We start from the raw sequence: 18349 nt of genomic DNA on the forward strand, positions 1-18349 counted from the left end.
AATGATTCATGGCCGCGCGAATTTATCAGGAGCCCAAAAATGCTATGCAATCGGGGCGTGCGCGCACCGACCGCTGGGTGCTCGAATTCGCCCCCGCCGAAGCACGGCGGCCCGACCCGCTGATGGGTTGGGCGGGGAGCGGCGACACGCAGCGGCAGGTGCGGCTGACCTTTGCGAGCGACGCTGACGCGCACGCCTATGCCGACCGTTACGGAATATCGGTGAGCGTGGTACCCACACCGCCACGGCGGCTGAAGCTGCAGGCCTATGCCGATAATTTCCGCTGACTGACCGCTTAAGGATACAAAAGTCACGGCCACACATCCCCTATGTGTATCCTTTGTATCTTTAAGGGAGAGCCTGCGGGCCGTTAAGCGCACATGGCGGGACACGGCACACGATCATCGTGTTGACGATCAAAAGAGCCTTTTGACGGCCTGACAGATTACCGCGATGTAGGAAAGCGGCTTTTGGCCGCGGGCTTTACTCTGCCTCGCTTTCGGGCTCGAGCAACCGGTGTAGATGCACCACAACATATTTCATCTCGGCATCGTCGACCGTGCGCTGGGCAGCCGCGCGCCACGCTTTTTCGGCGCTCTTATAGTCCGGAAACATACCGACGATGTCGAGGCTGGAAAGGTCAGCGAACTCCAGCGTGCGCGGATCCTTGACCCGTCCGCCAAACACCAGATGCAATTTGCTCATGACGCCTTCATCCTGCCGCGCTGAAAAAGCTGGCGCGCCGGTAGCAGCGCAGGGGTGAGGGGGCAAGCGTTCGTCCCTCCCCCGCAAGGGGGAGGGCCAGCGCTCTTCATCCCTCGTCGTCGCGCTTACTTCCCTTGGGCAACAAAGAGCCGAGCAGCGCGCCAACGGCAGCGGCTCCCGCGAGAAGAGTAAGCGGCTGTTTTTCAGCAACTTCCTTGAGCTTCGTGCCTGCCTTTACCGCCTCAGCCTTGCCGCGCGCCACGACAGGGGCGACTTTTTCGCTAAGCTGGTGGGCCTGTTCGGTTGCTTTCGCGGCGGCGTCGCTGGTCGCGGCTTTGGCCTTGCCATAGGTTTCGGTGATGCGCGCCTTCGCCGCCGCGGCGGTGTCGAGGCTCGATTGTTTCAGATCGTCAAACTGGCTCATCATCTTGCTCCGGTAGTTCGGGGGAGGGGGCAGAGGAGGCATCGGCATTTTGCCGTTCGAGGAAATTAGCGACCTTGTCGGCGGCATTCTTGAGCGGGCGACGGAAAGCGAAGGCGAGACCTGCAAGCGCCCCAAGCGCGAGTGGAACACGGTGCTTGCGCAGACCGGCTTCGACCGCCGCGACGCTGCTGTCGATGCGCGCATTCACTTTCTTGGCGGCGCGGCGTTTCAAGGCGTCGGGGGCAAATTCTTGCCGTGCGCCACCGAGCGAACGGCCGAGCCGGGCGCGCTGGAACAGCGCTTTGCGCGCGGCGTTGAGCAGATGGACCTTCTTGGGGTTCATTCCTCGCCCTTCCAGTGCGGGTTGTCGCCTTGTTCGGAAAATGCGGTACGCACGTCGGCCGCTCCGGTCCGAGCGCGCAGTGCAGCAAAAGCCGCAAGGGCGAGCAGCAGGCCACCGACAATCAGCGTCGCGAAAACCGCACCAACATAAGGAACGAGTGCCACGATGACCCCGAAGACAATGGCGAGCAGGGCGATCAGCGCCGCCCCGCCCGCGATGGCGCCCCACATGGCGGCGCGGCGCACCCCATCGCCCGCCAGCGCAGCGCGCGCCTGAATAAGCGCGAGTTCGCTTTCTGCCGTCGCTTTGATGTCGGCGACCAAATTGGCCGCAATGTCAGCGAGCGGTGGCGGGGGCGCAGCAGCATCATGCGCCGTAACGGGAGCGAAGCCATGGCGCACATCGCCTAGCCCGCCGCCCGCGTCGGACGCGTCGCTCTTACCCCGGGTGACCACGCCTGCGGTCAGGCTTCGTCTTTGCCGCCGCCGCTTTTCAGCATGCGCGCAAGCACGAAGCCGATAACGGCGGCAGCGCCAACCGCAACGGCCGGACTTTTCTTGACAAAGTCGCGCGTCGCATTGGCCAGTTCGTCGAGATCCTTTTCTTCGAGCGTGGTGGCGAGACCGGCGACGGTGGTCGCGGCGCTGCGCGCATAGTCGCCATATTGCTTGCCAAACTTGTTATCGACCGTCGCAGCGCTGTCCTCGATCATTTTGGCGAGGCTGCCGACGGTTTCGGCGGCCTTGTCCTTGCCCTTTGTCGCGGCTTCGCGCGCGCCCTTGCTGGCAGTGCTCGCGAGCGCAGCGGCTTCTTCGCGCAGTTCTTTGGCGCGGCGGGTGGCCTCCGATTTGATGGTGTCGGCGGTGGCCGAAATCTGGTCGCGCACCGGATGAGGGGCCGAAGCGGCAGCCTTTGCCTTCGGCGCAGCCTTGGGTGCCGCTTTGGCAGCCGGCTTTTTCGCGGGTGCTTTCTTGGGCGCAGCGGCCTTCTTGGCGGGGGTTGCTGGGGTGGCCATGTTCAAACTCCTCGTGTCGGCGGAGCGGCACCATATCTGTGCGCGCCAAGTGACAACGTCGATATAGGGGCATCGTTCAACCGATGCCAGTGGCGCGCGACAATTTGGCAGGTGTAGCGTTGCGTTCGTCCGATGCGCTGGATAAGGCGGCGGCGCATATTGCCCTAACGGAAGCAGAGCCCAGCTATGACCGCCATCATCGACCTTCATGCCCGCCAGATCCTGGACAGCCGCGGAAACCCAACGGTTGAGGTCGACGTGCTGCTAGAGGATGGCAGCTTTGGCCGCGCGGCGGTGCCATCGGGCGCATCCACCGGAGCGCACGAGGCGGTTGAGCTGCGTGATGGCGATAAGGGCCGCTATCTGGGCAAAGGCGTGACCAAAGCAATCGCGGCGGTGAATGGCGAAATCGCTCAAGAAGTGATCGGCATGGACGCCGAAGACCAGCGCGACATCGATATGGCGATGATTGCGCTGGATGGCACCCCGAACAAGGCGCGGTTGGGGGCCAATGCAATTTTGGGTGTGTCGCTGGCTACCGCCAAAGCGGCGGCGGATGCACGCGGCCTGCCGCTCTATCGTTATGTCGGCGGGGTCGGGGCGCGGACGCTGCCGGTGCCGATGATGAACATTATCAACGGCGGCGAACATGCCGACAACCCGATCGATTTTCAGGAATTCATGGTCATGCCGGTGGGTGCGCCGAGCCTGGCCGAGGCAGTGCGCTGGGGATCGGAGATTTTCCACACGCTGAAGAAGGCGCTGCACGCCAAGGGGCTGGCGACGGCGGTAGGTGACGAGGGCGGCTTTGCACCCAATCTTGCCTCAACCCGCGCCGCGCTCGACTTCATTGCCGCGTCGGTCGAGCAGGCGGGGTTCAAACTCGGCAGCGATGTCGTATTGGCCCTCGACTGCGCCGCCACCGAATTCTTCAAGGACGGAAAATATGTCATCAGCGGCGAGGGGTTATCGCTGAACCCTGAGGCGATGGCCGATTATCTGGCCGAGCTGGTCGCCGATTATCCGATCCGGTCGATCGAGGATGGGATGGCCGAGGATGATTTTGTCGGCTGGAAGGCGTTGACCGACAAGGTTGGGGCAAAATGCCAGCTGGTGGGCGACGATCTGTTCGTGACCAACCCGGCGCGGCTGGCTCAAGGCATTAGCGACGGGCTCGCCAATTCATTGTTGGTCAAGGTGAACCAGATCGGCACCCTGTCCGAAACATTGGACGCAGTCCAGATGGCGCAGCGCGCGCGCTATACAGCGGTCATGTCGCACCGTTCGGGCGAGACCGAGGATGCGACCATCGCTGACCTGGCGGTCGCGACCAACTGCGGACAGATCAAGACGGGCAGTCTGGCGCGGTCGGACCGGCTTGCGAAATATAACCAGCTGATCCGTATCGAGGAGGAGCTGGGCGATATGGCGCAGTATCCTGGGGGCGCGATTTTCGGCTGAAGCAGTGGAAAAGCGGCGCGTGCGGGGTTGACGCCGCGAATCACTTCTGATTCAAGCAAAGGGTGATGGCAAAGCAACCAAAGGTTCGGCGACAGATGCGCGGCGCGATTGGCCCGGCACTCGCTGCCCTCGCGCTGCTTGCCATCGTCGGCTATGCCTTCGCCGGGCCGACGGGGCTGTTTGCCTGGGGCGATTATACGCAGGCGGTGGCATCCAAGAAGATCGAGCTGGCCGCGTTGAAGAAGCGCGAGGCCGAGTTGCGTAACCAGGTGAAGCTGCTCGACCATCGCCGCGCCGACCCCGACATGGTCGATGAACTGGTGCGGCGCGAGTTGGGTGTTGCCCACCCTGACGAAGTCATCATCCCGATGACGCCCGAGGCCGACGCGCCGCGCTAAGCGGTTGCGTTTTCTGCATACGTAAAAATGCTGGCCGGGCGGTGCCCGCGCCGTTGCCAAGTGATGCGCGCGGTGCTTATAGCGGTGCTCCGTTCGCAGTCCCCTTGACGTAAAGGAAGCAGCCTTTGGCCAAGTCCCCCGCACGAGCCAAATCGGTTGGCGCAGCCACTAGCCGCGAAGGTCCCCGCGAACCGGTGCCGCATCCGGCGACCAAGGCCGAGCTTGAGCAATTTTACCGCGAAATGCTGCTGATCCGGCGGTTTGAGGAAAAAGCGGGGCAGCTTTATGGGCTGGGGCTGATCGGGGGTTTCTGCCACCTTTACATCGGACAGGAAGCCGTCGCCGTGGGGCTGCAATCGGCGCTTGATCCGGCGCGCGACAGCGTGATCACCGGGTACCGCGACCATGGCCATATGCTGGCCTATGGCATCGACCCCAAAGTCATCATGGCCGAGCTGACCGGGCGTGCCGCGGGGATTTCGCGCGGCAAGGGCGGGTCGATGCACATGTTCAGCGTCGAGCACAAATTTTATGGCGGGCACGGAATTGTCGGCGCGCAGGTGGCGCTGGGTACGGGCCTTGCCTTTGCGCACAAATATCGCGGCGATGGCGGGGTCGCGCTGGCTTATTTTGGCGACGGTGCGGCGAACCAGGGGCAGGTGTACGAAAGCTTTAACATGGCCGAGCTGTGGAAGCTGCCGATCATCTTTGTCATCGAAAACAACCAATATGCGATGGGCACCAGCGTTAACCGGTCGTCGGCCGAAGACCAGCTCTATCGGCGCGGCGAAAGTTTCCGCATCCCCGGGATGCAGGTCGATGGCATGGACGTGCTGGCCGTGCGCGGCGCGGTGACGAGCGCGCTCGAGTGGGTCCGCGCGGGCAAGGGGCCGGTGCTGATGGAGCTGAAAACCTATCGCTATCGCGGCCACAGCATGTCCGACCCCGCCAAATATCGCAGCCGCGAAGAAGTGCAGGCAGTGCGCGAAAAGAGCGACCCGATCGAAGGGCTGAAAGCGGTGATGCTGGCGGCGGGGATCAGCGACGAGCAGATCAAGGCGATTGATCAGGACATTCGCAAGGTGGTGGGCGAGGCGGCAGATTTTGCCGAAAGCGCGCCCGAGCCGCCGCTGGAAGACCTCTACACCGACGTGCTGGTGGAGCAATATTGATGGCCATCGAGATTAAAATGCCCGCCCTGTCGCCAACGATGGAGGAGGGGACGCTGGCCAAATGGCTGGTCAAGGAAGGCGACGAGGTCAAGTCGGGCGACATATTGGCCGAGATCGAGACCGACAAGGCGACGATGGAGTTTGAAGCGGTCGACGAGGGCGTTGTCGGCAAGATTTTGGTCGCCGAAGGCACCGACAATGTGAAGGTCGGAACGGTGATTGCGGTGATGGGCGGCGATGGGGAAACGAGTGCGCCGGCACCAGCCCCCGTTGCTGCGCCTGCTCCCGCACCGGCACCCGCACCGGTCCCCGCGCCTGAGGTTCGCGCTTCGGTGGCGATGGCTCCCGCCGCCGACCCCGCCATCCCGGCTGGCACCGCGATGGTCAAAACCACTGTGCGCGAAGCGCTGCGCGATGCGATGGCGGAGGAGATGCGCCGCGACGACCGCGTGTTCGTAATGGGCGAGGAAGTTGCCGAATATCAGGGCGCTTATAAGGTTACGCAGGGCTTGCTTGACGAATTCGGCGCGCGGCGGGTGATCGATACGCCGATTACCGAATATGGCTTTGCGGGGCTTGGGTCGGGCGCGGCGATGGGCGGCCTCAAGCCCATTATCGAATTCATGACCTTCAACTTCGCGATGCAGGCGATTGACCACATCATCAATTCGGCGGCCAAGACCAATTATATGTCCGGGGGGCAGATGCGCTGCCCCATCGTGTTCCGCGGTCCCAATGGCGCGGCAAGCCGGGTAGCGGCGCAGCACAGCCAAAATTACGGACCTTGGTATGCGAGCGTGCCGGGGCTGATCGTGATTGCCCCCTATGACGCCGCCGATGCCAAGGGCCTTCTGAAAGCCGCGATCCGCAGCGAGGATCCGGTGGTGTTCCTGGAAAATGAGTTGCTTTACGGGCGCAGCTTCGATGTGCCTGCTCTCGACGACTATGTGCTGCCCATCGGCAAGGCGCGGGTGATGCGCGAGGGCAAGGATGTCACGCTGGTGAGTTATAGCATCGGTGTCGGCTTAGCGCTCGAGGCCGCAGAAACGTTGGCGGGCGAGGGGATCGATGCCGAGGTCATCGACCTGCGCACATTGCGCCCGCTGGACACGGCAACCGTGCTTGCCAGCCTTAGAAAGACCAACCGCATGGTGGTGGTCGAGGAAGGCTGGCCGGTTTGCTCGATTGCCAGCGAGCTGGCGATGGTGGCGATGGAGCAGGGGTTTGACGACCTCGACGCACCGGTGCTGCGCGTGTGTAACGAGGATGTGCCGCTGCCCTATGCGGCGAACCTGGAAAAGGCCGCGCTGATCGACGCGCCGCGCGTTGTCGCGGCGGCCAAGCAGGTTTGCTATCGCTGAGCGCGGCTTCGCCGTCGCTGGAGTGGGTGCCCCCCAGCCTGCTTGACCCGCGCGTGATGCTGATGGTGCCGCGCGGTGAGCGGGCGGCGCTGAGCGCATTATGGAAACTGGAAGCGCGGCTGTTCGGCTTAGTGGCTGAGCGACGTGAGGTAGTTTTGGCGCAGATCAAGCTGGCGTGGTGGCGCGAACGGCTGGAGCAGGTGGCGACCGATGCTGGCGAGCTCCCCAAAGGCGAGCCATTGCTGGCAGAACTGGCGGCAGTGTGGGGCGGCCAAAGATCATTGGCGCCGCTGTCCGATGCCTATGAAGCCATCATGCTGGCCGACGATGGCAATGCATTGAACGCGGCGGGTACGAAGCTGGCAGCGGCGATGCAGGCCGGAGGGGCATGGGGGTTGGGGCGTGCGGCACAGCTCGGCAACACCGAGGAATTGCGTTCCGCTATGCGGCACCGGGTCGTGGCGACAGCGATAAACGAACACCCGCGCCATATGCGTACGCTCGATCGCTGGGCGCATTTGCTAGCAAGGAATGGCGGGTCGGCATCGGCGCGCGCCGAGGGCTGGCTGTTACTGCGCGCAGGTGTAGGTCTTTAACCACCCAAAATGTAACAAGGGGTGGAAAGCGGGCGAACCAATGGTTATCTTGCGACAATAGCAACAGGGGTCCGCCATGGTCGCTGCTTTGATCGACTATCTCGACAGCATCAAGTCGCGCGACCCCGCGCCGCGCACGCGTTGGGAAGTGCTGCTTTATCCCGGCTTGTGGGCAGTCGGATACCACCGCGTTGCCCATTGGCTGTATGAAGCCGAGATGTTCTTTCTGGCGCGGCTGGTGAATCATTGGTCGCGCTGGTTGACGGCGATTGACATTCATCCCGGCGCGAAGATTGGACGCCACCTGTTCATCGACCATGGCTTTACCGTGATCGGCGAGACCGCCGAAATTGGCGACAATGTGACGATTTACCAGTGCGTGACTTTGGGCGGTACCGATCCCGCCAACGGGGTGGCAGGCAAACGCCATCCGACGCTGGCTGATGATGTCATCGTCGGGTCGGGCGCTCAGATCTTGGGTCCCATCACGGTCTCCAGCCGCGCGCGCATTGGTGCCAACGCCGTGGTGACCAAGGATGTGCCGGAAGGTGCGGTGATGGTTGGCATCCCCGCCAAGCCGCAGCTGGTCGATGCCAAGGATTATGCGCGCGAATTCGTCCCCTATGGCACGCCGTGCAGCGAGATGTTCGATCCCGCAACGCAGAAGCTGGAGATATTGCAGTGCCAACTAGAGGTCCTGCAGAAGCAGCTTGCGGCGCTGCAGGCGGACGCAAAGACCGAAGCGGCTCCAATGCCCGCAGCGCGCAAGGGCGGGCGCAAATCGGCCTGATGGGTGAGGTAACCCCCTTTCCCTATTCCCGTTATCCGGCACCGGTTGCCTTTGACCGCATCGAACTCAACCGCATTCTTGACCTGTATGGCCGCATGGTTGCCGCTGGAAACTGGCGCGATTATGCGCTGGATTTCGGGCGCGAGGTGGCCACCTTTTCTGCCTTTCGCCGCGCCGCTGAACGCCCCGAGTTCCGCATAGAAAAGCGCCCCGCCTTGCGGAATCGCCAGGGCATGTGGGCGCTGGTGTCCGAAGGCGGGGCGGTGCTCCGGCGCGGGCACGACCTTACCGGTGTACTCGCGCCGGTGGAACGGCGGCTTATGAAGCTGGTTGCGGACTGACAGCAGTTGTTGCCGGCAGATGTTGTGCCAGCGACGCTGGCAGCAATGCCACCACGACGCTGCGCGCATTCTGCCAGAAAGCAGACAGCAGCAGCAGCGCGCTGCCGATAACAAAGGCGGTCAGGGCAACGTTGAGTTCAACGGCACCGAATTCGCGGAACAGCTGGGTCAGTGCGAACAGCACATAGGCCAATGCCGACACCAGCAACGCGCGGCGGTCGATGGCCAGCGCCACCATGCCGAACAGGATATAGATGCCGATGACAGCCACGGCTGCGCCGCTGGCAATGTCATTGCCGTCGGTGACGCCGAGCAGCGCGAAAATCGGATGCGCGATCATCGGCGCGGCGAGCAGGTGCAGCCAAAAGGCAACATCGCTGCGCCGGGTCTGGCGTGCGCGATCGCTGCGGTCCCACCACATAGCGAGAGTAAAAATGCCGACACCGGCAATCAGCACCAGCGTGAGCACCAGATTCTCGTCCGGCTGGTCAAAGCCGGTCGCTGCCAACACCAACGCGATGGCCGTGCCCGCAAGCGCGGCGGCCCCTGCTGCAACGGTGATCGGCACCATGAAGCGTTTCCAATGGAACCAGGTGGCTGCGGCAGTGATCAGACCCATGCCGGCGAGCAAGGTGCCGGGGATCCAGTCGGCGGGCTGGTTACCAAACCATGCCTCGCCATGGCGCACCAGAAAGCCGCCCATGGTTCCGAACACACCACCGGCAAAGGCGATCATCAGAATGATGCTGGGGAGCGCCATCCGGCGGCGGCGCGTGAAAAATTCGGCAAGGCCCCAAGCAGTGACCGCGACGAACAGTCCCGCCAGTGCCTCGTGCACCGATTGGCCGATCCAGCCCACTGCCACCAGCAGAATGACGGCGGCGATGCCGACGAAAATATCGTTGAAACCAGTGATGAGGCGGAAATGCTCCTCATCGGCGCCGGGCGCGGCACGCGACGCAGCGATGTGGGCCCGGAAAGCGGCGACCGCTTCCGGATTGATCACACCTGCGTCGACCGCCTGTTGCAGGTCGCTGTCGCTATACATCGGGGTCGTCCTTTATCAGATCGATCCCCCTTGCCCCATGCGCGTGATAGCAAGGGTGTATTGCTGTGTCAATACGGCAGCGCGCCTATCCCAATTTCTGCAGCGCCTGCATCACCACCATCGACTGGCCGCTGCCCGATTGCGGCACGGTGTCTCCTGTACGGTCGATAATCGCCTCCCAGTTTGCGGCGAAGCCTTCGGGCGTGCGTTCGCCTTCGGGCAGCGCGATGCCGGGGGTCAGCGTGACATAGGCGGCGTGATAGGCCCCTGCGCCCGCGCCGATGATCATGTTCGACGGCGCATCTTCGCTGACCAGATAAAGCGCAGCGGGGACGACATTTTCAGGCGTGAACTTCTCGAACAATTCCGGCGGGAACAGGTCCTCGGTCATGCGCGTGCCCGCGACGGGCGACAGCGTGTTCACGTGCACATTGTATTTCGCGCCTTCGAGATAAAGCGTTTTGGTTAGGCCCGCGAGGCCCAGCTTGGCGGCGCCATAATTGGCCTGGCCGAAATTGCCGAACAGGCCAGTCGACGAAGCGGTCATCAGGATGCGGCCATAATTTTGCTCGCGCATCAGATCCCAGCAGGCTTTGGTGGCGTTGGCGCTGCCGAGCAGATGGACGCGCACGACCAGTTCAAAATCGGACGGGTCCATCTTGGCAAAGGTCTTGTCGCGCAGGATGCCGGCGTTGTTGATGAGGATATGGACGCCGCCCCACGCCCCTTTCGCCCGTGCGACCATTTCGACCATCTGTTCATATTCAGTGACGCTGCCGCCATTGGCCATAGCGTCACCGCCTGCGGCCTTGATTTCCTCCACCACCTTGTGCGCAGCGTCGCTGGCACCGGTGCCGTCGCGCGCGCCGCCCAGATCATTGACCACCACCTTTGCCCCGCGCCGTGCGAGTTCAAGCGCATAGGCGCGGCCCAAACCGCCGCCCGCGCCGGTGACGATGGCAACGCGATTGGCAAAGCTGATGGTCATATTAGTCTCCCTGATGTGCTGCGCGGTTGCATAGCCGCTGAAGCGCCGGGCGCAAGTGCGGACGTGCCGCCAAACCGCAGAATTCTGCGCAACTTCACACAGTTTTGTAGGAAATGTGGCCGATCCTTAAAGCTACAAAAGATACCGCCAGTCGCACTGAAACTGTATCCTTTGTTGCTTTTACGAAGTTGCAATTGCAGCGGCGAAAATGCGGGCGAGGCGGGCGCGGCGTGCATCGATGCCAATGTGCAGATTTATGCAATGTAGGAAAGCCGTTTTGTCAGCGAATGAGGCGGCCGCCTTGCAGTACAGTCAGTGGCGGGCGCTCGAGTATGCTTATGTCGGTTAAAGGGTCGCCGTCTATACCCAAGAGGTCGGCGTAACGGCCCGGAGCGATCGTACCAATGTCAGCTTCGGCACCGATGATGCGCGCGGCGACGGAAGTGGCCGATTTGATTGCCTGCATGGGCGTCATGCCGTGCTGGACCATATAGGCGAATTGCTTGCCGTTCTGGCCGTGCGGATAGACGCCGGCGTCGGTGCCATAACCGATGGTTACGCCCAGTTCGACCGCGCGGCGAAAGGCGGCGCGCTGGACATCCGTTGTCTCACGGTTCTTGCGGAGATATTCTTCGGGCCAACCCTGGTTGCGACCCTCAGTGTCGATATAGTCGCCGTTGTAAATATCCATGACCAGCGCGACGCCGCGTTCTTTGGCCAATTGCAGCACGGCCTCGTCGGCCAGGCTGGCATGCTCGATGCTGTCGACGCCCGCGAGGATAGCGTTGCGAATTCCCACCGTGCCGTGGGCGTGCGCGGTGACCTTTTTCCCGCGCGCATGGGCAACAGCGACGATGGCGCGCAGCTGTTCGGGCGTGAGTTCGGGCTCGCCGGGTTCGGTGCCGATGGCCAGCACTGCGCCGGTGGCGATGACTTTGATAAAGTCGGCCCCCGCATCGAGCAGCGCGGTGGTTTTGGCGGCGGCCTCTTCAGGCGTCGCGGCGACGCCAAGACGCATGTCGGCGGGCAGGTCGCGGTTGTCCTTGACGACCCCGTTGAGCTCGCCGCCGCCGCCAGGGATGGTGAGATAGGCGCCCGCGACATACATGCGCGGACCCGGCACGTCGCCGCGTGCAATGGCGTTGCGCAAGGCAATATCGGTCAGGCCACGATAAGTGCCAACGTCGCGCACGCTGGTGAAACCGGCTTCCAATGTGACGCGGGCATGGCGCGCGCCAATCAAAGCGGTCGCCGCGGGTGAAGTCTTGAGGGGTTCGGCAAGGTCGCTGCTTTGGCCGGCATCGGCGAGATGGGTGTGGAGGTCGATCAGGCCCGGCACCACGGTGAGGTGCGACCAGTCGATGCGTTCAAGCCCCGGCGGGGTTGGACCGCAGGGTTCAACCGACTGGATGCGCGGACCGCGCGTCGTGATGCACTGATTTTCGAGGGCGCTCTCGCCGATGCCATCGATCAGGCGGCCAGCGTGAATATAGAGGTCACGTGAAGGCACCGACGCGGTGACGGGCACCACGCCAAGCCACAGGGCGGCTGTAATACCTACAGCGCAGCGTCGAAGGTATTGCACTGGCGTGGGTCGCCCGTTTGCAGGCCGCGGCGCAGCCAGGTCATCCGCTGTTCGCTGGTGCCGTGGGTAAAGCTTTCAGGCACCGGACGATGACCCGCCGAGCGCATCAGATTATCGTCGCCGATGGCGTTGGCGGCGCGCAGCGCTTCTTCAATGTCGCCGGGTTCGATCACCGACTGGCCATCGCGGGTGCGCGCGCTTGCGGCCCATACGCCCGCATAGCAGTCGGCCTGCAGTTCCATGCGCACTTGCAGCGCATTGCCCTCGGCGCGGCTTGCCCGCTGCTGCGCCTGCCGAACCTGATCGGAAATGCCGCTGATGGTCTGGACATGGTGGCCGACCTCGTGCGCAATGACATAGGCCTGTGCGGCGTCGCCCGCCGCGCCGAAGCGCTGGCCGAGTTCGTTGAAGAAGCTGGTGTCGATGTAGACGCCCTGATCGGCAGGACAGTAAAATGGCCCCATTGCAGCCTGCGCGGCGCCGCAGCCCGAGCGGTTGCTGTCGGTGAAGAAATTCAGTGTCGGGCGCTGGTAATTCTGGATCAGTCCGTCCCACACCTGATGCGTCGAGCCGAACACGTTGCAGGCGAAGCGTTCTTCGGCCGTGTCACAGGCGATGTTGGTCGCCGAGGACTGGCTGGTGCCCGACGGCGCTTCGGCCGGCCCGGCAAGGTTGAGCATGCCGCTCGACAGCAGAAAATAGCCCGCGATACCAAGGATGAGCAGTGTGCCGCAGCCCATTTTGCGGCCGAGCAACATCGGCAGCAACCCGATGAGCAGGCCACCCATGCCGCCGCCCCCGCCGCCGCCAAAGCCGCCGCCACCGCCGCGCCCCAGGTCGCGGATGTCGTCTCCTGGATCATAATCGTCAAGGCGCATGCGGCATCCTTTTGGTCTTGGCTTGACCCCTGCATAGACCCGCGACAAGGGTTTGAGAATGCGGTTCTTGCCGTCCCTGCCACAGTGAGGAGTGAAGCCCCGATGACCGACCTTAGCGGCCGCACCGCGTTGATCACCGGATCCACCTCTGGCATCGGGCTGGGCTATGCGCGCGCGCTCGCCGGGGCCGGGGCGGCAGTCATGATCAATGGCTTTGGCGATGCTGCTGCGATTGCGTCCATGGTCGCCGAACTGGGCGAGCTAAATGGGGGCAAGGCGGTGCATCACGGCGCCGACATGACCAAGCCAGCGGACATCCGCGATATGGTGGCGACCTGCACCACCGCGTTTGGCGCGCCCGACATTTTGATCAACAATGCAGGCATCCAGCATGTCGCGCCAGTCGATGAGTTCCCGGAGGAAAAGTGGGACGCGGTACTGGCGATCATTTTGTCGTCGGCCTTCCATGCGACCAAGGCCGTGCTGCCGGCGATGAAGGCGAAAGGGTGGGGGCGGATCATCAATACGGGATCGATGCACAGCCTGGTCGCCAGTCCCTTTAAGGCCGCGTATAACAGTGCGAAGCACGGGCTGGCCGGGCTGACGAAGACCGTGGCGCTGGAGGTTGCGACGCAGGGTATTACCGTCAATAACATCTGCCCCGGCTATGTCTGGACCCCGTTGGTTGAAAACCAGATCCCGGACACAATGAAGGCGCGCGGCATGAGCTATGACGAGGTGGTGAGCCAGGTGCTGCTCGACAAACAGCCGCAGAAGCAATTTGTGCAAGTCGAACAATTGGCGGCGCTCGCGCTGTTTCTTTGCGGGGATGCCGCCAGCGCCATTACTGGCACCAATTTGTCCGTCGATGGTGGCTGGACCGCGCAATAGCAAGGTGACAGGATGCACGGCGAGAGGGGTGTGATGCGGGGTCCATTAAGCGCGGCGATGCTGACCATCGGGATGCTGCTGCTGTCCGGCTGTTCCGATATTGCCGCCGACGTGAAGGGTGCCTTTGCGTCGGGGAACAAGGGCGTCAATGATCCTGCAGGGTGGCGGGCGATGGCGACGCCGCGTGACCGCGCGCGCGTGCGCGATTGGTATGGCACATGGACCGCTGCTCTGGCTGACGCGCGCGCCAAGGGGTTTGCACCGCAAATCGCTGCTGAAGGGGCACTGCTCGACCCGCAAGCGGCGCTTATGAATCCGGAACTGCCGATGGGCGCTTTTCGGTGCCGCACCGTTAAAATCGGCACGCAGGGAGCTGGGCCCGGCTTTATCACCTATGACTGGTTCGATTGCCAGGTCGGCGATGAATCGGGCTATGTCAGTATGGTCAAGACACGCGGATCGCAGCGGCTGAATGGCCGACTGTTTCCGGATGATCGCCAGCGCCTAATTTTCCTCGGTACGCTTGTGTTGGGCGATGAGACGATGGCGCTAGACTATGGCAGCGACCAGCTGCGCGATATGGCCGGGATCGTTGAGCGCATTGGCGATCGGCGCTGGCGGATCGTGTTCCCGCGTCCGGCCTTTGAATCCCTGCTCGACGTGATCGAGCTTGTTCCTGCGGAGTGAAGATGATGCGCAATATGGCACTGCTAACCCTGTCGCTGATGTTGGCGGCGCCCGCCGCGGGGCAGGGCATGGACGCGAAGATCAAGGCCGAACTGCCATCGTTGATGGCGATCTATGACGATCTGCATGCCAATCCCGAATTGAGCTTTATGGAAGAGCGCTCGGCTGCAGTGATGGCACGCGAAGCCCGCGCTGCGGGGTTTGAGGTGACCGAGAAAGTCGGGGGGCATGGTGTTGTGGCGGTCATGCGCAACGGGCCCGGGCCCGTGGTGCTGATCCGCGCCGATATGGACGGGTTGCCGGTGACCGAACAAACGGGGCTGCCCGGCGCTTCAAAAGTCCGCGTGGTGACCAAGGAAGGCGTCGAAACCGGTGTGATGCACGCCTGCGGTCATGACACCCATATGACCGCCTGGGTAGGCACCGCGCGCATGCTGGCGGCGAGCAAGGACAAATGGTCGGGCACTTTGGTCATGATCGGCCAGCCCGCCGAGGAGCGCGGTGCCGGGGCCGTCGCGATGTTGAAAGACGGGTTGTTCACCCGTTTCCCCAAGCCGGACTATGCCATCGCTTTTCACGATGCGGCGCAGTTTCCCGCCGGCATGATTGGCTATACCCCCGGCTTTGCGCTGGCCAATGTCGACAGCGTCGATATCCACGTGAAAGGCGTCGGCGGGCATGGCGCCTACCCGCACACCACCAAGGACCCGATTGTGCTCGCCAGCCGCATTGTTGGCTCGCTCCAGACCCTGGTGTCACGCGAGCTTGACCCGCAGGATGCCGCCGTGGTGACCGTGGGCAGTTTTCACGCCGGCACCAAGCACAATATTATTTCGGACGAGGCCAAGTTGCAGCTGACAGTGCGCAGCTTTTCAGACGAGACGCGCAAGAAGATGCTTGACGGCATCCGCCGAATTTCGCGCGGAGAGGCGATTGCCGCGGGCATGCCCGAAGACCGGATGCCGGTGGTGCGCGTTGAGGAGCAAGAATTTACGCCATCCACATACAACAGTCCCGAGTTTACGGTCGAGATGGGCGCGTTCCTGAAGAGCCATTTCGGCGAAAGCCGCGTTCGGCAGGTTCCCGCTGTGATGGGCGGTGAGGATTTCGGACAGTTTTACCGCGCCGATAACAGTATCAAATCGCTGATATTCTGGGTCGGCGGCGTGAAGCAGGCCGAATATGATGCGGCGATGAAGGAGGGGCGGCAGTTGCCCAGCCTGCATTCGCCCTTTTGGGCCCCCGACGCGCCGGTGGTGGTGGCTACCGCGACCGAAGCAATGACGGCGATGACGCTGAAGCTGCTAGGCAAATAGCTGCGCCGCGAATTGCGGTGAAATCGATTAGTGAATGCGGTTTGATTTATTGGACCGATAAGGACGCGTGGCGCAACCATGCGGTCATACTGGTCGTCGATGCGGCGAGTCCCTACCCCAAAGGAGAGAGATGATGAACGCCCCTGCAAAATGCCCGTTCCCCCATCAAGGCGCTGCCCGCTCATTGCTGGGCCGCCAGAATAAGGATTGGTGGCCCGACGCGCTGCCCGTCGACATGCTGCACCAAAATGGCGTGTCACCCGACCCCATGGGTCCCGATTTCGATTATGCCGAGGCTTTCAAGAAACTCGATTATCAGGCGTTGAAGAATGACCTCACGGCCTTGATGACCGACAGCAAGCCTTGGTGGCCGGCAGACTATGGTCATTATGGCCCCTTTATGATCCGCATGGCCTGGCACGCCGCGGGCACCTATCGCGTAACCGATGGTCGTGGCGGTGCGGGCAGCGGGCAGCAGCGGTTCGAGCCGCTGAACAGCTGGCCCGACAACGGCAACCTCGACAAGGCCCGCCGCCTGCTGTGGCCGATCAAGCAGAAATATGGCCAGTCGATCAGCTGGGCCGACCTTTTCATCCTCGCGGGCAATGTCGCCATTGAGTCGATGGGCGGCCCGGTATTCGGCTTCGGGGGCGGGCGTAAGGACGTGTATCAGTCCGAAGGCGATACCTTCTGGGGCACCGAAGAGCTTTGGGTGAATCAAGGCGCCAAGACGCGCATCATTCCTGAAGAAGGTGCCGAAGAACTGGAAGGGCCGCTCGCGGCGATCCAGATGGGCTTGATCTACGTCAATCCCGAAGGCCCGGGCGGCAATCCTGACCCGTTGCAGTCGGCACGCGACATGCGCGCGACCTTTAGCCGCATGGCGATGAACAGCGAAGAAACCGTCGCGCTCACTGCCGGTGGTCACGCCTTTGGCAAGGCGCATGGCGCGAAGCCTGCCGAAACCTTTGGCAACAGCCCGGCGTCGGAAGCTATGCATCTGCAGGGTTTTGGCTGGCTGACCGATCAGGATGAAATCGGGCAGGGCCACATTACCACGTCGGGCATCGAAGGCGCTTGGACGCCGAACCCGACCCAGTGGGGCAACGACTATTTCCGCCTGCTGTTCAAATATGACTATGAACTGGTGCGCAGCCCGGCGGGTGCGCAGCAGTGGCAGCCGATCAACCCCGATCCGGAAGATATGGCCCCCGACGCGCGCGACCCCAACAAGCGCGTGCCTACCATGATGACGACCGCTGATATGGCGCTTAAGATGGATCCCGAATTCCGCGCGATTTCGGAGCGGTTCCGTGATGATCAGGCGGCGCTGGATGATGCGTTTGCGCGCGCCTGGTTTAAGCTGTGCCACCGCGATATGGGCCCCAAGAGCCTTTACCTTGGACCGGAAGTCCCGGCCGAAGACCTGATCTGGCAGGATCCGGTTCCTGCCGGCACTATGCCTTCGGATGGCGATGTGGCGGCGTTCAAGGCGGCGGTGCTGTCATCAGGTCTGACGGTTTCGCAGCTCGTCAAGACGGCTTGGGCGTCGGCCTCGACCTACCGCAAGTCCGACAAGCGCGGCGGCGCCAACGGTGCGCGTATCGCGCTCGCCCCGCAGAAGGATTGGGACGTCAACGAGCCCGCCGAGCTCGCCAAGGTGTTGGCTAAGCTGAATGAGCTGCGTGGGTCGCTGAGCCTGGCTGACGCGATTGTGCTGGCGGGTTCGGCAGCGGTCGAAAAGGCGGCCAAGGACGCTGGCTTCAACATGACGGTGCCCTTTACCGGCGGGCGCGGCGACGCGACGCAGGAGTGGACCGATATTGAAAGCTTCGTTTGGATGGAACCGCAGGCCGATGGCTTCCGTAACTATCTGAAGTCGCCGCAGCCGGTGAAGACGGAAGAGTTGCTGCTGGACCGTGCGTCGCTCTTGGGCCTCTCGGCACCTGAAATGACTGTGCTGGTCGGCGGATTGCGCGTGCTGGGTGCCAACCATGGCGACACACCTGATGGCGTGTTCACCGCTCGCAAGGGTGTGCTGACCAACGACTTCTTTGTTAACCTGCTCGACAATGACGTCTTCTGGGAACAGGCCGACCCGGCAAGCGACGATCGCTTCGTCGGCAAGGATCGCACCGGCAAGCAGGTGAAATGGCGCGGGACGCGGACCGACCTGGTGTTCGGCTCGAATTCGCAGCTGCGCGCCACTGCTGAAGTCTATGCCGAAAATGGCAATGAAGAAAAATTCGTGCGCGACTTCATCAAGGCCTGGGTCAAGGTGATGAACGCAGATCGCTTTGACCTGATGTAATACCCGTCGTTTCCCCCCTCTTGACGGGTCGCAAGGAGC

The 18349-nt window shown here is 62.8% G+C and carries 21 protein-coding genes; 12 read left to right on the forward strand and 9 right to left on the reverse strand.

Features of this window, described 5'->3' with window-relative positions:
- The first annotated feature begins 8 nt into the window (after positions 1-8).
- Entirely contained in the window at positions 9-287 is a 279-nt protein-coding gene (locus AC2TC0_RS08130) for an ETC complex I subunit (protein WP_484717002.1), read from the forward strand.
- 196 nt (positions 288-483) lie between these two features.
- Here AC2TC0_RS08130 and AC2TC0_RS08135 read toward each other — a convergent pair whose 3' ends face one another.
- From AC2TC0_RS08135 to AC2TC0_RS08155, 5 genes are all read right to left on the reverse strand, one after another.
- Positions 484-705 (reverse strand): DUF4170 domain-containing protein, encoded by a 222-nt coding sequence (locus AC2TC0_RS08135; RefSeq protein ID WP_484717003.1) that lies wholly within the window; start codon positions 703-705, stop codon positions 484-486.
- Between the two features lie 106 nt (positions 706-811).
- A complete protein-coding gene (locus AC2TC0_RS08140) occupies positions 812-1129 on the reverse strand; it encodes a hypothetical protein (RefSeq protein ID WP_484717004.1) in 318 nt (105 codons plus the stop codon).
- On the reverse strand, positions 1116-1472 hold the full coding sequence (locus AC2TC0_RS08145; RefSeq protein ID WP_484717005.1) for a hypothetical protein: 357 nt from the start codon (positions 1470-1472) through the stop codon (positions 1116-1118). Before AC2TC0_RS08145 ends, AC2TC0_RS08140 begins: the two co-directional genes overlap by 14 nt.
- On the reverse strand, positions 1469-1927 hold the full coding sequence (locus tag AC2TC0_RS08150) for a phage holin family protein (RefSeq protein WP_484717006.1): 459 nt from the start codon (positions 1925-1927) through the stop codon (positions 1469-1471). The genes AC2TC0_RS08145 and AC2TC0_RS08150 overlap by 4 nt, the downstream gene beginning before the upstream one ends.
- Positions 1928-1935: 8 nt before the next feature.
- Positions 1936-2487, reverse strand: a complete 552-nt coding sequence (locus AC2TC0_RS08155; RefSeq protein WP_484717007.1) for a hypothetical protein — start codon at positions 2485-2487, stop codon at positions 1936-1938.
- A 186-nt stretch (positions 2488-2673) separates the two neighbouring features.
- On the opposite strand from AC2TC0_RS08155, the gene eno reads away from it, so the two are divergent.
- The 7 genes from eno to AC2TC0_RS08190 all read left to right on the forward strand — a co-directional run bounded on the left by eno (position 2674) and on the right by AC2TC0_RS08190 (position 8606).
- Positions 2674-3948: a phosphopyruvate hydratase gene (gene eno, locus AC2TC0_RS08160; protein WP_484717008.1), complete on the forward strand. Its 1275-nt coding sequence runs from the start codon at positions 2674-2676 to the stop codon at positions 3946-3948.
- Between the two features lie 65 nt (positions 3949-4013).
- Positions 4014-4346, forward strand: coding sequence for an FtsB family cell division protein (locus AC2TC0_RS08165; protein ID WP_484717009.1), 333 nt, complete (start codon positions 4014-4016; stop codon positions 4344-4346).
- Between the two features lie 125 nt (positions 4347-4471).
- Positions 4472-5518, forward strand: coding sequence for a pyruvate dehydrogenase (acetyl-transferring) E1 component subunit alpha (gene pdhA, locus AC2TC0_RS08170; RefSeq protein WP_484717010.1), 1047 nt, complete (start codon positions 4472-4474; stop codon positions 5516-5518).
- The gene (locus tag AC2TC0_RS08175) at positions 5518-6879 is read left to right on the forward strand and encodes a pyruvate dehydrogenase complex E1 component subunit beta (protein ID WP_484717011.1); all 1362 of its coding nucleotides are present in this window, start codon (positions 5518-5520) and stop codon (positions 6877-6879) included. The genes pdhA and AC2TC0_RS08175 overlap by 1 nt, the downstream gene beginning before the upstream one ends.
- Complete coding sequence (locus AC2TC0_RS08180) at positions 6867-7475, forward strand: hypothetical protein (RefSeq protein WP_484717012.1); 609 nt, start codon at positions 6867-6869, stop codon at positions 7473-7475. The genes AC2TC0_RS08175 and AC2TC0_RS08180 overlap by 13 nt, the downstream gene beginning before the upstream one ends.
- A 76-nt stretch (positions 7476-7551) precedes the next feature.
- Positions 7552-8265 (forward strand): serine O-acetyltransferase EpsC, encoded by a 714-nt coding sequence (epsC, locus tag AC2TC0_RS08185; protein ID WP_484717013.1) that lies wholly within the window; start codon positions 7552-7554, stop codon positions 8263-8265.
- Positions 8265-8606 carry a DUF2794 domain-containing protein gene (locus AC2TC0_RS08190; RefSeq protein ID WP_484717014.1) on the forward strand — a complete coding sequence of 114 codons (342 nt, stop codon included), beginning with the start codon at positions 8265-8267 and terminating at the stop codon, positions 8604-8606. The genes epsC and AC2TC0_RS08190 overlap by 1 nt, the downstream gene beginning before the upstream one ends.
- Here the strand turns inward: AC2TC0_RS08190 and AC2TC0_RS08195 are convergent.
- From AC2TC0_RS08195 to ypfJ, 4 genes are all read right to left on the reverse strand, one after another.
- Positions 8584-9654 (reverse strand): hypothetical protein, encoded by a 1071-nt coding sequence (locus AC2TC0_RS08195; protein ID WP_484717015.1) that lies wholly within the window; start codon positions 9652-9654, stop codon positions 8584-8586. The two genes, AC2TC0_RS08190 and AC2TC0_RS08195, sit on opposite strands and share 23 nt — an antisense overlap.
- 85 nt (positions 9655-9739) lie before the next feature.
- On the reverse strand, positions 9740-10642 hold the full coding sequence (locus tag AC2TC0_RS08200; protein ID WP_484717016.1) for an SDR family NAD(P)-dependent oxidoreductase: 903 nt from the start codon (positions 10640-10642) through the stop codon (positions 9740-9742).
- A 280-nt stretch (positions 10643-10922) separates the two neighbouring features.
- Positions 10923-12170, reverse strand: a complete 1248-nt coding sequence (locus AC2TC0_RS08205; RefSeq protein WP_484717017.1) for a metal-dependent hydrolase family protein — start codon at positions 12168-12170, stop codon at positions 10923-10925.
- Positions 12171-12199: 29 nt separating this feature from the next.
- A complete protein-coding gene (gene ypfJ / locus AC2TC0_RS08210; RefSeq protein WP_484717018.1) occupies positions 12200-13105 on the reverse strand; it encodes a KPN_02809 family neutral zinc metallopeptidase in 906 nt (301 codons plus the stop codon).
- Positions 13106-13207: 102 nt separating this feature from the next.
- Here ypfJ and AC2TC0_RS08215 point away from each other — a divergent pair, with 102 nt between their 5' ends.
- From AC2TC0_RS08215 to katG, 4 genes are all read left to right on the forward strand, one after another.
- Positions 13208-13996, forward strand: a complete 789-nt coding sequence (locus tag AC2TC0_RS08215) for a 3-hydroxybutyrate dehydrogenase (protein ID WP_484717019.1) — start codon at positions 13208-13210, stop codon at positions 13994-13996.
- Between the two features lie 33 nt (positions 13997-14029).
- A complete protein-coding gene (locus tag AC2TC0_RS08220; protein ID WP_484717020.1) occupies positions 14030-14683 on the forward strand; it encodes a DUF4893 domain-containing protein in 654 nt (217 codons plus the stop codon).
- Positions 14684-14697: 14 nt separating this feature from the next.
- Entirely contained in the window at positions 14698-15999 is a 1302-nt protein-coding gene (locus tag AC2TC0_RS08225; protein WP_484717021.1) for an amidohydrolase, read from the forward strand.
- Between the two features lie 133 nt (positions 16000-16132).
- Entirely contained in the window at positions 16133-18310 is a 2178-nt protein-coding gene (gene katG / locus AC2TC0_RS08230; protein WP_484717022.1) for a catalase/peroxidase HPI, read from the forward strand.
- Positions 18311-18349 lie beyond the last annotated feature (39 nt).

Source organism: Sphingopyxis sp. sgz302558 (assembly GCF_057220455.1).